Here is a 13,462-nt window from a genome sequence, read left to right as displayed (position 1 = left end):
GCGCAGCTGTTCGCGCGTGATGTCGCCCGCGCCCGCGCGCTCCACCTTGATCACGTCCGCGCCGAACCACGCCAGCAGCTGCGTGCAGGTCGGCCCCGATTGCACGTGGGTGAAATCGAGAATGCGCACACCGTCGAGTGCCTTGCCCATGCTGTCTCCCTTCGAGCACTTGACGCTCTTTTTTCGATCGTCCGTGTTCTATACGGTATGTGATATATCAAAACGCCGCAAGCGCTTTCACTACGTAAGCAAAATGCGTTTCAAATGCCTCAAAGTCTTGCGTGACAAGGCCCGCAGGCCAAATTACGCATTAAGAAGTCACTTCACAAAGGGAAAACCCCGATCCATTTCTCTGCTTGAGCATCGTTGATATATCACATACCATATTTCAACTTTGAGCCGACCGCCCTGATTTGACGATGCCGCGCGTCAAATCTCATCCAGTGAGGAGACAGGTGAATATTCACGAATATCAGGCGAAGGACCTGCTGAAGGGTTATGGCGTGGCCGTGCCGAACGGGCGCGTCGCGTTCACGCCGCAAGAGGCGGAGGACGCGGCATTGTCGCTCGGTGGTTCAGTGTGGGTCGTGAAATCGCAGATTCATGCCGGCGGGCGCGGCGCGGGCCGTTTTACGGATGATCCGCACGGCAAAGGTGGCGTGCGCGTCGTCAAGTCGGTCAGCGACGTCGGCTTGAGCGCGACGCAGATGCTGTCGCACGTGCTCGTCACGAAACAGACGGGGCCGGCCGGGCGCGAAGTGAAGCGCGTCTATATCGAGGAAGGCTGCGCGATCGAACGCGAACTGTATCTCGGCATGCTGATCGACCGCAGCACGTCGCGCATCACGGTGATGGCATCGACGGAAGGCGGCATGGAGATCGAGGAAGTTGCCGCACATACGCCCGAGAAAATCCTCAAGGTCGCCATCGATCCCGCCACGGGCCTGCAACCGTTCCACGCGCGCCAGATCGCGTTCGGCCTCGGGCTGACGGGCAAGCAGGTCAAAGCCGCGACGCAGTTCATCGCCAACGCGTATCGCGCGTTCGTCGAACTGGACGCGTCGATTGTCGAGATCAATCCGCTGGTCGTGACGCAGCAAGGCGACGTGATCGCGCTCGACGCGAAAATCAATTTCGACGATAACGCCCTCTTCCGGCACCCGTCCGTCGAAGCACTGCGCGACGAAGCCGAAGAAGACGCCGCCGAACTCGAAGCCGCCAAACACGGCCTCAATTACGTGACGCTCGACGGCAACATCGGCTGCATGGTGAACGGCGCGGGCCTCGCGATGGCGACGATGGACATCATCAAGCTCTATGGCGGCGAGCCGGCGAATTTCCTCGACGTCGGCGGCGGCGCAACCAAAGAGCGTGTCGCGACCGCATTCCGGCTGATTCTGCGCGATCCGAAAGTGGAAGGGATTCTGGTCAACATCTTCGGCGGCATCATGCGCTGCGATGTGATCGCGGAAGGCGTCGTCAGTGCCGCGCGCGAGGTCGATCTGCGCGTGCCGCTCGTCGTGCGGCTGGAAGGGACCAACGTCGAACTCGGCAAGCAGATTCTGCGCGACTCGGGTCTGCCGATTCTCTCGGCCGATCATCTCGCCGACGCGGCCAGCAAGGTCGTCGCCGCGGTCAAGGAAAGCAACGCGACGGAGGCAAACTGACATGGCCGTACTGATCGATCGAAACACGAAAGTGATCTGCCAGGGCTTTACCGGCTCGCAAGGGACGTTTCACTCGGAGCAGGCGCTCGCCTACGGCACGCAGATGGTCGGCGGCGTCACGCCCGGCAAGGGCGGCACGACGCATCTCGGCCTGCCCGTATTCGACACGGTCGCCGATGCCGTCGACGCAACCGGCGCAAACGCGTCCGTGATCTACGTGCCCCCGCCGATGGCCGCCGACGCGATTCTCGAAGCCGTCGATGCCGAAATCCCTCTCGTGGTCTGTATCACGGAAGGCATTCCCGTGATCGACATGGTGCGCGTGAAGCGCGCGCTTGCCGGATCGGCGACGCGTCTGATCGGGCCGAATTGTCCCGGCGTCATCACGCCGGGCCAGTGCAAGATCGGCATCATGCCGGGACACATTCATTTGCAGGGGAAAATCGGCGTGGTGTCGCGCTCGGGCACGCTGACTTATGAAGCCGTCGCGCAGACCACGGCAGCAGGGCTTGGGCAAACGACGTGCATCGGCATCGGCGGCGATCCAGTCAACGGCACGAACTTCATCGATTGCCTGGAGATGTTCCTCGCCGACGACGACACCGAAGGCATCATCATGATCGGCGAAATCGGCGGGTCGGCTGAAGAAGCTGCCGCCCAGTTCCTGAAGGATTCCGGCGCGAAGAAACCGGTGGTCGGGTTTATCGCCGGAACCAGCGCGCCGCCGGGACGCCGGATGGGTCACGCGGGCGCCATCATTTCGGGCGGCAAAGGCACGGCGGGCGCGAAGATCGACGCAATGCGCTCGGCGGGCATTCATGTCGCGCAGTCGCCAGCGGCGCTGGGTGAAACGATGCTGCGCGCGATGCGCGGCTGATGTGAAAAAGGCCAGCGGACTTTGCAGTTCCGCTGGCCTCTCATCCAGTCACTTACAACACGCTCAATCGAGAAAATCGCAATTCGCTTCGACGAACGCCGCCAGTCCAAGCGAGTGATCGCGCACCAGCCGCTCGGCCAGTTCGGTGTCGCGCTTTTCCAGCGCTTCGATAATGCGCAGGTGATCGACGATCGAACGCGACGCACGGTCGCTCTGCGAAATGGTCATACGCCGGATCGCACGCACGTGGATGAAGATGTTCTTGATCGTGTCGAGAATGATCTGCGACTTCGACAGCTCGACGATAGCCTGATGGAACGCAATGTTCGCATCCGAGTACTCGGCGATATGCTCAGCCGGCGTCGAATCGCGGAACTGGTCGAACATGTGACGCAGGCGCGCAATCTCTTCGTCCGAAGCGTGCAGCGTGGCGAGACGCGCGGCCATGCTTTCCAGCGCGGCCCACATCTGGATCATCTCGACGATCTCGCGCTTGCTCTTGCGCACGATATAGATGCCGCGCCGCGGCACCATGCGCAGAAAACCTTCCTGCTCCAGCAGCGTCATCGCCTCGCGCACAGGCGTGCGGCTCACGCCGAGCGATTCGCTCAAGGCGCGCTCATCGAGACGGATTTCATCGGGTGACGCGTAAATGTCGGCGTCCGCGATGGCCTGACGCAACATCACGTAGGCCTGATCGCGGAGGCTGGCGCTGTTGCCGATGGGCTGCAGCGCCAGAGGAAGGTTCAGTGCGGGTGTGGACACTGCTTAGTTCGACGAGCCGACCGCGTTCATGGCCGCTTCGACACGCGCGCGGTACGGCGTGGCTTCACGCACCGTGGCGGCTTCGAGACCGACATAACGGCCGTGCTTCGATGCCAGCTCAGCGACATGCTGCGGAATCCAGCGCGTGAGCAGCACGGTAGCGGCCGAACCCAGGCCCACGACAGCGACGGCAAACAGTGCAAGCGACACGAAATCCATTTGATGCTCCGGTCATTGAGTGATTGGATGACTCAATCATATGCTGCGTCGCGGAAAAAATCAAGTATCTTGTATGTGGTATATCAGATACAGTTGTTCAGCAGATGCAACAGTCGGAACGTAGCACGCAAGGCCGCCGGGCCGCGACAGCGCTTGCTTCCAGCCATCACTGTACTTTTCTCATCCGACCAGAACTGTACTTCTGGAACCCGCCGTCAACACCAAAACGAGCATGAGAGCGGGTTCCAAAAATGCTTCGCCCAGCCTTTCCATGTGCTTTCGCAACAATTACCGTCACTAAACGGCACTCGGACCGATTCCGCCCGGAAATGAATCTGCGCCAGCAGTGCGTCACGCGGTCACCTGCGGCCTCATGTCGCTTGAAATCGCTGTATCCCGCTATGCACAACGGTCACAGCGTATTCCATATGCTTTTAATTCTCATATTGCCAAGTAGGTCGCGTGCACCTATCGTCTCGCCAATTGCCGAAACAGCCGATCGTTCGCATGTTTCCGAATATGTTGCAGCCCAGCATATGTCTGGAAACTTTCAAACCTTAAGTTTTGGCAATTGCAACCGATAACAGACGTTTAGCCTCATCGGAGACCGACCATGAGCAGCATTACTGAGCCGGGCAGCAACGCCAGCCGGCCATCCTTCTTTTCAAAACAGGCAACCGTCGCCCAAGCTGGCTTTTCACGCTGGATGGTGCCGCCTGCCGCCCTCGCCGTGCATCTGTGTATCGGTCAGGCCTATGCGTTCTCCGTGTTCAACGGGCCGCTCACCAAAGTCATCGGCATCACGCAGTCCGCGCCGGACGACTGGTCGCTGACCACGCTCGGCTGGATCTTCTCGCTGGCGATCGTCTGCCTTGGCCTGTCGGCGGCGTTTGCCGGCAAGTGGCTCGAAAAAGTCGGCCCGCGCCGCACGATGTTCACGGCGGCATGCTGCTTCGGCGGCGGTTTCCTGGTGTCGGCGCTCGGCGTGTGGATGCACCAGATCGTGCTGCTGTATCTCGGCTATGGCGTGCTTGGCGGCATCGGGCTGGGCCTTGGCTATGTGTCGCCTGTGTCGACGCTGATCCGCTGGTTCCCGGACCGCCGCGGCATGGCGACGGGCATGGCGATCATGGGCTTCGGCGGCGGCGCGATGATCGCTGCCCCGCTGTCAGTGGCGCTGATGAACCACTTCAAGAGCGCGACGAGTATCGGCGTGGCTGAGACCTTCATCGTGCTGGGCATTGCGTACTTTATTTCGATGTCGATCGGCGCACTGGCGATCCGCGTGCCGCCGGCAGACTGGAAGCCGGCCGGCTGGACGCCGCCCGCGACCACGACGACGAAGATGATCACGCGCAACCACGTGCATATCGATGAAGCGCTGAAGACGCCGCAGTTCTATCTGATCTGGCTGGTGTTGTTCCTGAACGTGACGGCGGGTATCGGCATTCTCGGCCAGGCGTCCGTGATGATTCAGGAGAGCTTCAAGGACACGGTGAGCGCCGCGGCAGCTGCGGGCTTCGTCGGTCTGCTGTCGCTCTTCAACATGGGTGGCCGTTTCGTGTGGGCGTCGGCATCGGATTATGTGGGCCGCAAGAACACGTACTTCATCTTCTTCGCGCTGGGCGCCGTGCTGTACTGGCTGGTGCCGACGTTTGCGTCGACGGGGAACATCGCGCTGTTCGTGCTGTGCTACTGCGTGATCCTGTCGATGTACGGCGGTGGCTTCGCCACTGTGCCCGCCTATCTTGCCGACATGTTCGGTACGGCGTTTGTCGGCGGCATTCACGGGCGTTTGCTGACGGCGTGGGCGGCAGCAGGTGTCGCGGGTCCCGTGCTGGTGAATTACATCCGTGCGTATCAGGTTGCCAACGGCGTTGCTAAAGCCGATGCGTACACGATGACGGTGCACATCATGACGGTGCTGCTCGTGATCGGCTTTGTGTGCAATCTGCTCGTCAAGCGCGTGCACGAGAAGCATCACATGACGGACGCGCAGCTTGCGTCGGGCAAGTAAGGTCTAAGGAGAATCACAATGTCGACGCAAAATGCTCATCCGACGAATAAGGGGCTGCTCGCCGTGTTCTGGTTGTATGTGCTCGTTCCACTGACGTGGGGTGTGGTGAATACGCTGTTGCAGGCGGTTAAGCTTTTTAATTAGGTTTTTTTGTGGTTTGGTTTTGGTTTGGTTTTGGTTTTGCTTTCGCTGGCATCCGCTTGATGTTAGTGGTCTGCTAGCGTTGCCCCTGTGCGGGGCGGCACCTACTTTTCTTTGCCGCCGCAAAGAAAAGTAGGCAAAAGAAAGCGGGCTAACACCGCCAACACTTCTTCTTGCCTGCGGGCCCCCAACGGCCCCGTCCTGTCAGCGGCATCGATCTTCTCGATGCCCGCTGCCAACGCTCTGAATGAGCGCATCACCCACTTCAAACTCCCGCGTCACAGCACACCTTACCAGTTCGGTTCAGGCCGCCCAGGTGGCAAACGGTGTGTCGGCCGTCGCGGCGTATGCGCATCACTCCGGACTGAAAAGCAAAGGCGGTGTGTCTCGTAGGATCGCCGACGCATCAGGCGCGACAACCTACACACCGTTTGCCACCTGGGCTGCAATGACAGTTCGCTACCGCTTGCTTCACTACGGGTGATTGGAGTGGGTGAGGCGCCTGTAAAGAGCGCTGGCAGCGGGCATCAAGCGTAGTGATGCCGCGAACAGGACGGGGCTGTTGGGGGCCCGCAGGCAAGGGTCAAGCGGATCGGTGTGAGCGGCTTTCTTTTGCCTACTTTTCTTTGCCGCTGCAAAGAAAAGTAGGTGCCGCCCCGCACAGGGGCAACGCAAGAAGCACCACTAACAAAAAGCGGATGCCAGCGAAACAAAACACCAACTACACGGCGGACTCGCCGCCCTCCAACCGCAAAGGAAACGTAATTTCAAAAGTCGTCCCCACGCCCAGCTGGGAATCAAACCTCAACGCCCCATCCAGCATCCGCGACAGCTCCTTAACGATAGCAAGTCCCAGCCCCGCGCCAGGCACATCATCGTCATTAGCCCGCTCGAACTCCTTAAAAACGCGATCGCGATCGGACACCCCAATCCCCACGCCCGTATCCGACACCCGCAAACACCAGGCGTCGTTGCCATGGGTACGCATCTCCAGCGTGACCTCACCCGCCTTCGTGTACTTCGCGGCATTCGTCAGCAGATTGATGGCGATCTGCTTGAGCTTGAGACGGTTCGACTGGACAGACGCAAGCTCGCCATCGAACGATGCATTCAGCTTGAGGCCTTTCTCGCGAATCGCCGGCCCACACGATGCGACCAGCTCATCGAACAGCGCGTGCAGATCGACCGTTTCGACCGTCGCCTGATTCGTATCGCCGAGCACGACCGAATATTCGACCAGTTCATCGACCAGCACCTTCATGTCCGCCGCCTGCCGGTTCGCAAGCGCGAGTGCAGCCTCGGTCTTCGAAGGCGCGCGCGCAACCAGCTGCAACGCCATCGAAAATACATTCAGGAAATTGCGCAGATCGTGCACGACGCTGCGCGTGATCTGCATGCGCGATTCGTACAGTTCGCCGACCAGCTTCTGCTTGAGCAACAGTTCGTGATTGGCGCGCTCCAGCCGCCCCGTGTACTCGTCGATCTTGCGGTCGCGCTCGGTGACCACTTCGCGGATCGACGTCAGCGTGACAAAGCTGACGGCTTCATCGATGAAATAGCGCGCCAGTTCTTCGTGGCGCCGCGTGAAGCTGGGATGGGATTCCGCGTACTGCACGACGGCACCCATCAGCACCTGGCGGAACAGATCGAGCTCGCGCACGAGTTCGTCGATCCGGTAGCCCTGCTTCCAGCGCATCTTGCCGTGCAGTTTCGCCTTGCGCTCGATTTCGGGCTCGAGTTCTTCGAGGTCCTGCTGCTTGATCGCGCTGCACATCGAATCGAGGATGTCGGGCACGTGGTCCGTCAGTTGCTCGTTCGTCAGACGATCCGGTTCGGTCAGCTCGACATCGTTGAATACCGCTTTGAGCCAGCGTTCGGTAAGTTCGACCTCATTGCTGCGGATGTGCTCGGCAAATGCGGAGAGCGGTCGTGATTGCGTCGTGGCCATGGTTGTCGCGCGCGCCTCGCTGAAAGCGTCGTTGCGATATCGAATCTGCGGCGCGCCGCGCCACAGACCTCCCCATGTCGGCTTCGCGCCAACGCGTTCATCGTACTACGACTTGAGGCGATAGCCCGTTTTGAAGATCCACGCGATGATCGCAAGGAACACGCAAAGAAACAGCGCCGTCATCCCAAGGCTGATTCCCACGCTCACGTCCGCCAGCCCGAAAAAGCTCCAGCGAAACCCGCTGACCAGATAGACGATCGGGTTGAACAGCGTGACCACTTTCCACGCAGGCGGCAGCATCGCGACCGAATAGAAGCTGCCGCCGAGAAACGTCAGCGGTGTGATGATCAGCAGCGGCACCAGTTGCAGCTTCTCGAAGTTATCCGCCCAGATGCCGATGATGAAGCCCAGCAAACTGAACGTGATCGCCGTGAGGACGAGAAACGCGAGCATCCACACGGGATGCTGGATCTGCAGCGGCACGAACAGTCCCGCCGTGGCAAGAATGATCAGACCGAGAATGATCGATTTGGTCGCGGCCGCGCCGACATAGCTGATCACGATCTCCAGATACGACACGGGCGCGGACAGCAGTTCGTAGATCGTCCCCGTGAAGCGCGGGAAATAAATACCGAACGACGCATTCGAAATACTCTGCGACAGCAGCGACAGCATGATCAGGCCCGGCACGATGAACGAACCGTAGCTGATCCCTTCCACTTCGCGAATGCGCGAGCCGATCGCCGAGCCGAACACGATGAAGTACAGCGAGGTGGAAATAACGGGCGCAATCACGCTCTGCATCAGCGTGCGCCCCGTGCGCGCCATTTCGAAACGGTAGATCGCGCGAATGGCATAGATGTTCATCGCACGCTCTCCTCTTGTTGTTGCTTGTGCACGAGACTCACGAAGATGTCTTCGAGCGAGCTTTGCGTGGTGTGCAGATCCTTGAAACGGATGCCCGCTGCACTGAGATCATTGAGCAGCGCGACGATGCTGCTGCTCTTCTCGCGTTCGGCGTCGTACGTGTAGGTCAGTTCGCCATTCTCGTTCGTCAGTTCCAGCCCATAGCCCGCGAGCGATGCCGGAATGCTGGCGAGCGGCGTTTCGAGTTGCAGCGTCAACTGCTTCTTGCCGAGCTTGCGCATCAGTTCCACTTTGTCTTCGACGAGCATGATCTGGCCGCCATTGATCACGCCAATGCGGTCGGCCATCTCCTCGGCTTCGTCGATGTAATGCGTGGTCAGGATGATGGTCACGCCGTTCGCGCTCAGCGAGCGCACCAGCTTCCACATGTCGCGGCGCAACTCGACATCGACGCCTGCGGTCGGCTCATCGAGAAACAGGATGCGCGGTTCGTGCGACAGCGCCTTGGCGATCAGCACGCGCCGCTTCATGCCGCCAGAAAGTTGAATGATGCGGCTATTGCGCTTTTCCCATAGCGAGAGATCGCGCAACACCTGTTCGATGTAGGCGGGGTTCTTCGGCTTGCCGAACAATCCCCGGCTGAATGAGACCGTCGCCCAGACGGTTTCGAACGCATCGGTGGTCAGTTCTTGCGGCACCAGCCCGATCAGCGAGCGTGCAGCGCGGTAGTCATTGCGGATGTCCTTGCCATCCACCTCGACTGTGCCTTCCGTCGCGTTAACGATCCCGCAGATGATGCTGATAAGCGTGGTCTTGCCCGCGCCATTCGGCCCGAGCAACGCAAAAATTTCGCCTTGGCGAATGGAGAGATCGATACGCTTCAGAGCCTGGAAACCCGATGCGTACGTCTTCGAAAGATTCGAAACCGAGATGATGGGTTGCATAACCGCGAACGATAGCAGATACGGGCTGGCCACGCCGTTACTCTGCCCGATTTGACGTTCCAGCGCCGCTCGCGGCCGCTGAATTGTCAAACGCCGTCCTCGTCGCCTGCCGTCACCTGACGGCCCTCGACGTGCACGGGCACCCGCGTCAACGCCGTGCCCAGACACGGCCCGTCGACGCATACGCCATCTTCGAAGCGGAACATCGCGCTATGGTGCGCGCACATCAGATGCTCGCCTTCGTAGGTCCAGAAAGTGTCCGGCTCATAGTTGAGAGGAATCGAGAAGTGCGGGCAAACATTACGATAAGCCCACGCCTGTTCGCCGCGCCGCAGCACGACGATCGCCGCCTCACCCTCTGCCTCGCCCGCAGGCTCGACCTGCTTCGCGCCGCCATCGGGGATGTCATCGAGCGGACACAATACGGTTGCCGTCATCATCATGCCGCTCCGTCTGCGCGCGTCAGCACGAAATCGCGCTGCACGTCGAAGAACGGACTCGGCAGATCCCATTCTTTCGCGTCCGCCTGGCTCTCGTTCGTCACGTACTCGACCACAAGCGAAGCCTTCACGCCGAATACAGCATCCGATTCGACGTACGGATCATCGGCACTGAACAGGGCCGTGGTGACCGTGTCGTAGCCCGGCGCCTGAATCAGGAAATGCACGTGTGCGGGCCGCATCGGATGACGGCCGACCGCGAGCAGCATCTGACCGACGGGGCCATCCGTCGGAATCGGATATGGCGTCGGCTTGATCGAGCGGAACGCGTACTCACCATTCGGCCCCGAGCGGAAACGCCCGCGCAAATTGCTCTCAGGCTGGTCCGGGTCCTGGCCCTCGTACATGCCGTTATTGGCCGTTTCCCACACTTCGATCAGCGCGTTCGGCACAGGCTTGCCCGCTTCATCGACAAGCCTGCCGCGAAACAGCGCCGGCTCGCCTTCCGTGCGGGCAATGTTCGCGCCGAACGCTTCGTCGTGTGCGCCTTCGCGATAGAACGGCCCGAGCAGGCTGTTCTCCGTGGCCGCCGACTCCGTCACGTCATCACGGCGATGGATCGCGTCGAGCATGATCGACAGGCCGAGCGTGTCCGACAGCAGGATGAATTCCTGACGAATGCCATCGCACTTCTTGCCCGTCTGCGTGAGGAACTCGATGCCGCGTCGCCATTCGTCGCCCGTCAGTTGCACTTCCTCGGCAAACGCATGGACGTGTTTGATCAACGCCGTCATGATCTCTTTCAGGCGCGGGTCGGTGCAGCCCGACAACGTGGCGAGCACGGTATCGGTGATGGGATGGACTGCGGGGTTTGCGGTTGTCTCGCTCATGATGTCCTCACGCTCTGTGGCGCTGGTTGTGTTGCTGGCGACTTCGAAGTGTCGCGATGTCATGCGGGCCTGCGACCTTCGTACGCGTTCTGCAGCAGCGCGCGCAACGGCTCGCGTTCCACCGCGCGCGGATTCCAGTAAGGACTCTTCAACGCGAGATCCAGCGCGATGTCGATATCCGTTTCCTTCATGCCAATATCCTTCAATGCCGTGGGCGCGCCGTTGTTGCGCGCCAGATCGAACACTGCTTGCGGCGCGTCGTCGGCGTGCAGCGCACGGGCGATACGCTGCATCGCCTGCGGCGCCACGGCGCGGTTGTACGCGAGCGCATGCGGCAATACGATCGTATGTGTCTCGGCATGCGGCAGATTGAACGTACCGCCCAGCGTATGACACAGCTTGTGATGCAGCGACATGCCCACGCTGCCCAACACCACGCCGCACAGCCATGCGCCATACAGACATGCACTGCGCGCGTCGAGATCGTCCGGCGACTTCATTACATGCGGCAAGCCTTCGCCCAGCGCGCGTATCCCATCTTCCGCCATCAGGCTCATGATGGGGTTCGCGTCCTGCGCATAGAGTCCTTCCGCGGCGTGCGCAATCGCATTGATGCCGCTCGTCAGCGAAAGCGCCGGCGGCAGCGACACGGTCAACACGGGATCGTAGATCACCGTCTTCGGCAACACGCGCAGATCGCGGCCCGTCTTCTTCACGCCGGCTTCCGTGAGACCGTAGATGGGCGTCATCTCCGAGCCGGCATACGTCGTCGGAATCGCGATGATGGGCAGCGACGTTTCGAGCGCGATCGCCTTGCCGAGTCCTGTGGTCGAGCCGCCGCCGATGGCAATGGCGCAATCGGCGCCGACGCTCGCCGCGTATTCGCGCGCCGCACGCGCCGTTTCCACCGGCACGTGCATCACTGCTTCCGCATACACGCCTGCCGCGCGCGGCCCGATGCGTTCCGCCAGTTGCTCGGCCTGCTCGAGCTGCTGCGGCGTGGACAGCACGATCGCCCGCTGCGCGCCGAGCAGTTCGATCTCGCGGCCCAGATGATCCAGGCTGCCCGCGCCGAACACCACGCGCGAAGGCAAGCCCTGATAGACGAACGGTTCCATGAGCTTAAGCTTCCTGCACGGTTTCAACGCGGAAAATAAGGCGGAATCTGCGCATCGACATTGATCCACACCGACTTCGCCTGAGTGTACTCGCGCATCGCTTCGAAGCCCATTTCACGTCCATAGCCGCTCGCGCCGACACCACCGAACGGCGACCCCGGACTCACGCGCTTGTAGCAGTTGACCCACACCATGCCGCTATGAATCTCGCGCGCGATCAGATGCGCGCGTTGCAGGTCGCGTGTCCAGAGGCCTGCGCCAAGACCGTATTCCGTGCCGTTGGCAATCGCGAGTGCTTCTTCGTCGGTGCGGAATGTCGTGACCGTCATGAACGGGCCGAACACTTCTTCCTGCGAGACGCGATCCGTCGGCTTCGCTTCGACGATGGTCGGCTCGACATAGCAGCCATTGGCAAGTGCCGCGTTATCCGGCGACTTGCCGCCAGACAGCACGCGCCCGCCCTGCTCACGCGCGACATCGACATAGGACAGCACACGGTCGCGATGCTGACGCGAGGTGAGCGGCCCCATTTCTGTGGACGGATCGAGCGGATCGCCGATACGGATCGAACGCGCCAGCGCGACGAATTTCTCCAGCACTTCATCTGCAACGGATTCATGCACGATCATCCGCGACGCCGCGATGCACGCCTGCCCCTGGTTGTGGAAGATGCCGAACGCCGAGCCTTGCACGACGGCATCGATATTCGCATCGGCAAACACAACATTTGCGCCCTTGCCGCCCAGTTCGAGTTGCACCTTCTTCAGATTACCGCTCGAAGCCTGCACGATCTTGCGGCCCACCGCTGTCGACCCGGTGAACGCCACCTTACCGATCTCGGGATGCTCGGCAATGTATTGACCCGCCACATGCCCAAGCCCCGGCAGAATGTTGACCACGCCCGCAGGAAAACCCACTTCGGCCATCAGTTCCGCAATCGCGAGACTGGAGAGCGGCGTGAGTTCGGCGGGCTTCATGATCACGCAATTGCCTGCCGCGAGCGCGGGCGCCATTTTCCAGCTGGTGAACATCAGCGGGAAATTCCACGGCACCACCTGCCCGACGATGCCAACCGGCTCGCGCGTCAGATAGTTCAGAAAGCCCTGCTCGACGGGAATCACCGAGCCTTCGAACTTGTCGGCCATGCCGCCGAAATAGCGGAACGTGGCCGCCGTGCGCGGCACATCGAGGTTGCGCGTGTCGCGGATCGGATGTCCCGTGTCCATCGATTCGAGCCGTGCAAGACGGTCTGCATTCGCTTCGATCGCATCGGCGAGTTTCAGCAGCAGACGGCCGCGCTCGGCGCCCGCCATTTTGCTCCATGCGGGGAATGCGGCTTTCGCCGCAGCCACTGCACGATCGACATCGGCATGGCCGGCCATCGCAATGTCGGCGATCACCGAGTTGTCGTGAGGGTTGAGCGTCGCGAGTGTTTCGCCTGAAAGCGAAGGCACGAAGCGGCCATCGATAAAGAGTTGCGTTTGCATGTCAGTCCTGCTCGCTAGAACGTTTGGGCGTGAGCGTCCCCGCGGCGCGCATGTTTCGGCACCGTCCCGCGAGGCACGCAAG

Annotated in this window: 14 protein-coding genes; 4 read left to right on the top strand and 10 right to left on the bottom strand. The window is 60.9% G+C overall.

Annotation, left to right across the window (positions count from 1 at the left end):
* A partial coding sequence (locus DK391_RS09650; RefSeq protein WP_204117325.1) for a CoA transferase occupies positions 1-150 on the bottom strand: 150 nt, incomplete at its 3' end.
* A gap of 305 nt (positions 151-455) precedes the next feature.
* Here DK391_RS09650 and sucC point away from each other — a divergent pair.
* Both sucC and sucD read left to right on the top strand, forming a co-directional pair.
* Positions 456-1,667 (top strand): ADP-forming succinate--CoA ligase subunit beta, encoded by a 1,212-nt coding sequence (gene sucC, locus DK391_RS09645; protein ID WP_109477779.1) that lies wholly within the window; start codon positions 456-458, stop codon positions 1,665-1,667.
* 1 nt (position 1,668) lies between these two features.
* Positions 1,669-2,544: a succinate--CoA ligase subunit alpha gene (sucD, locus tag DK391_RS09640; RefSeq protein WP_109477778.1), complete on the top strand. Its 876-nt coding sequence runs from the start codon at positions 1,669-1,671 to the stop codon at positions 2,542-2,544.
* Positions 2,545-2,607: 63 nt separating this feature from the next.
* On the opposite strand, the gene DK391_RS09635 is transcribed toward sucD, so the two are convergent.
* Together DK391_RS09635 and DK391_RS09630 are read right to left on the bottom strand one after the other, a co-directional pair.
* On the bottom strand, positions 2,608-3,309 hold the full coding sequence (locus DK391_RS09635; RefSeq protein ID WP_109477777.1) for a GntR family transcriptional regulator: 702 nt from the start codon (positions 3,307-3,309) through the stop codon (positions 2,608-2,610).
* 3 nt (positions 3,310-3,312) lie between these two features.
* Positions 3,313-3,528, bottom strand: a complete 216-nt coding sequence (locus DK391_RS09630) for a hypothetical protein (RefSeq protein WP_109477776.1) — start codon at positions 3,526-3,528, stop codon at positions 3,313-3,315.
* A 613-nt stretch (positions 3,529-4,141) separates the two neighbouring features.
* On the opposite strand from DK391_RS09630, the gene DK391_RS09625 reads away from it, so the two are divergent.
* Together DK391_RS09625 and DK391_RS09620 are read left to right on the top strand one after the other, a co-directional pair.
* A complete protein-coding gene (locus DK391_RS09625; protein WP_109477775.1) occupies positions 4,142-5,545 on the top strand; it encodes an OFA family MFS transporter in 1,404 nt (467 codons plus the stop codon).
* A gap of 18 nt (positions 5,546-5,563) precedes the next feature.
* Positions 5,564-5,689, top strand: coding sequence for an oxalate:formate antiporter (locus tag DK391_RS09620; protein WP_109477774.1), 126 nt, complete (start codon positions 5,564-5,566; stop codon positions 5,687-5,689).
* A gap of 718 nt (positions 5,690-6,407) precedes the next feature.
* On the opposite strand, the gene DK391_RS09615 is transcribed toward DK391_RS09620, so the two are convergent.
* The 7 genes from DK391_RS09615 to DK391_RS09585 form a co-directional block, all read right to left on the bottom strand.
* Positions 6,408-7,634: a sensor histidine kinase gene (locus DK391_RS09615; RefSeq protein WP_109477773.1), complete on the bottom strand. Its 1,227-nt coding sequence runs from the start codon at positions 7,632-7,634 to the stop codon at positions 6,408-6,410.
* Between the two features lie 105 nt (positions 7,635-7,739).
* The gene (locus DK391_RS09610; RefSeq protein WP_109477772.1) at positions 7,740-8,501 is read right to left on the bottom strand and encodes an ABC transporter permease; all 762 of its coding nucleotides are present in this window, start codon (positions 8,499-8,501) and stop codon (positions 7,740-7,742) included.
* Positions 8,498-9,445 (bottom strand): ABC transporter ATP-binding protein, encoded by a 948-nt coding sequence (locus DK391_RS09605; RefSeq protein WP_109477790.1) that lies wholly within the window; start codon positions 9,443-9,445, stop codon positions 8,498-8,500. Before DK391_RS09605 ends, DK391_RS09610 begins: the two co-directional genes overlap by 4 nt.
* A gap of 86 nt (positions 9,446-9,531) precedes the next feature.
* The gene (locus DK391_RS09600; protein ID WP_109477771.1) at positions 9,532-9,888 is read right to left on the bottom strand and encodes a Rieske 2Fe-2S domain-containing protein; all 357 of its coding nucleotides are present in this window, start codon (positions 9,886-9,888) and stop codon (positions 9,532-9,534) included.
* Complete coding sequence (locus DK391_RS09595; RefSeq protein ID WP_109477789.1) at positions 9,885-10,775, bottom strand: intradiol ring-cleavage dioxygenase; 891 nt, start codon at positions 10,773-10,775, stop codon at positions 9,885-9,887. Before DK391_RS09595 ends, DK391_RS09600 begins: the two co-directional genes overlap by 4 nt.
* A gap of 59 nt (positions 10,776-10,834) precedes the next feature.
* The gene (locus DK391_RS09590) at positions 10,835-11,893 is read right to left on the bottom strand and encodes a maleylacetate reductase (protein WP_109477770.1); all 1,059 of its coding nucleotides are present in this window, start codon (positions 11,891-11,893) and stop codon (positions 10,835-10,837) included.
* A gap of 23 nt (positions 11,894-11,916) precedes the next feature.
* A complete protein-coding gene (locus DK391_RS09585) occupies positions 11,917-13,380 on the bottom strand; it encodes an aldehyde dehydrogenase family protein (RefSeq protein WP_109477769.1) in 1,464 nt (487 codons plus the stop codon).
* Positions 13,381-13,462: the final 82 nt, after the last annotated feature.

This window comes from Paraburkholderia sp. C35 (genome assembly GCF_003121405.1).
GTDB lineage: Bacteria > Pseudomonadota > Gammaproteobacteria > Burkholderiales > Burkholderiaceae > Paraburkholderia.
Note: the sequence above shows the minus strand (reverse complement) of the source record. Positions and strands in the feature narration are given on the sequence as shown.

Coding starts and splice junctions, on each gene's coding strand:
- DK391_RS09615 (WP_109477773.1), bottom strand. CDS start 7,634: ATGGCCACGACGCAATCACGACCGCTCTCCGCATTTGCCGAGCACATC.
- DK391_RS09630 (WP_109477776.1), bottom strand. CDS start 3,528: ATGGATTTCGTGTCGCTTGCACTGTTTGCCGTCGCTGTCGTGGGCCTG.
- DK391_RS09625 (WP_109477775.1), top strand. CDS start 4,142: ATGAGCAGCATTACTGAGCCGGGCAGCAACGCCAGCCGGCCATCCTTC.
- DK391_RS09585 (WP_109477769.1), bottom strand. CDS start 13,380: ATGCAAACGCAACTCTTTATCGATGGCCGCTTCGTGCCTTCGCTTTCA.
- DK391_RS09605 (WP_109477790.1), bottom strand. CDS start 9,445: ATGCAACCCATCATCTCGGTTTCGAATCTTTCGAAGACGTACGCATCG.
- DK391_RS09600 (WP_109477771.1), bottom strand. CDS start 9,888: ATGATGATGACGGCAACCGTATTGTGTCCGCTCGATGACATCCCCGAT.
- DK391_RS09610 (WP_109477772.1), bottom strand. CDS start 8,501: ATGAACATCTATGCCATTCGCGCGATCTACCGTTTCGAAATGGCGCGC.
- DK391_RS09595 (WP_109477789.1), bottom strand. CDS start 10,775: ATGAGCGAGACAACCGCAAACCCCGCAGTCCATCCCATCACCGATACC.
- DK391_RS09620 (WP_109477774.1), top strand. CDS start 5,564: ATGTCGACGCAAAATGCTCATCCGACGAATAAGGGGCTGCTCGCCGTG.
- DK391_RS09590 (WP_109477770.1), bottom strand. CDS start 11,893: ATGGAACCGTTCGTCTATCAGGGCTTGCCTTCGCGCGTGGTGTTCGGC.
- sucD (WP_109477778.1), top strand. CDS start 1,669: ATGGCCGTACTGATCGATCGAAACACGAAAGTGATCTGCCAGGGCTTT.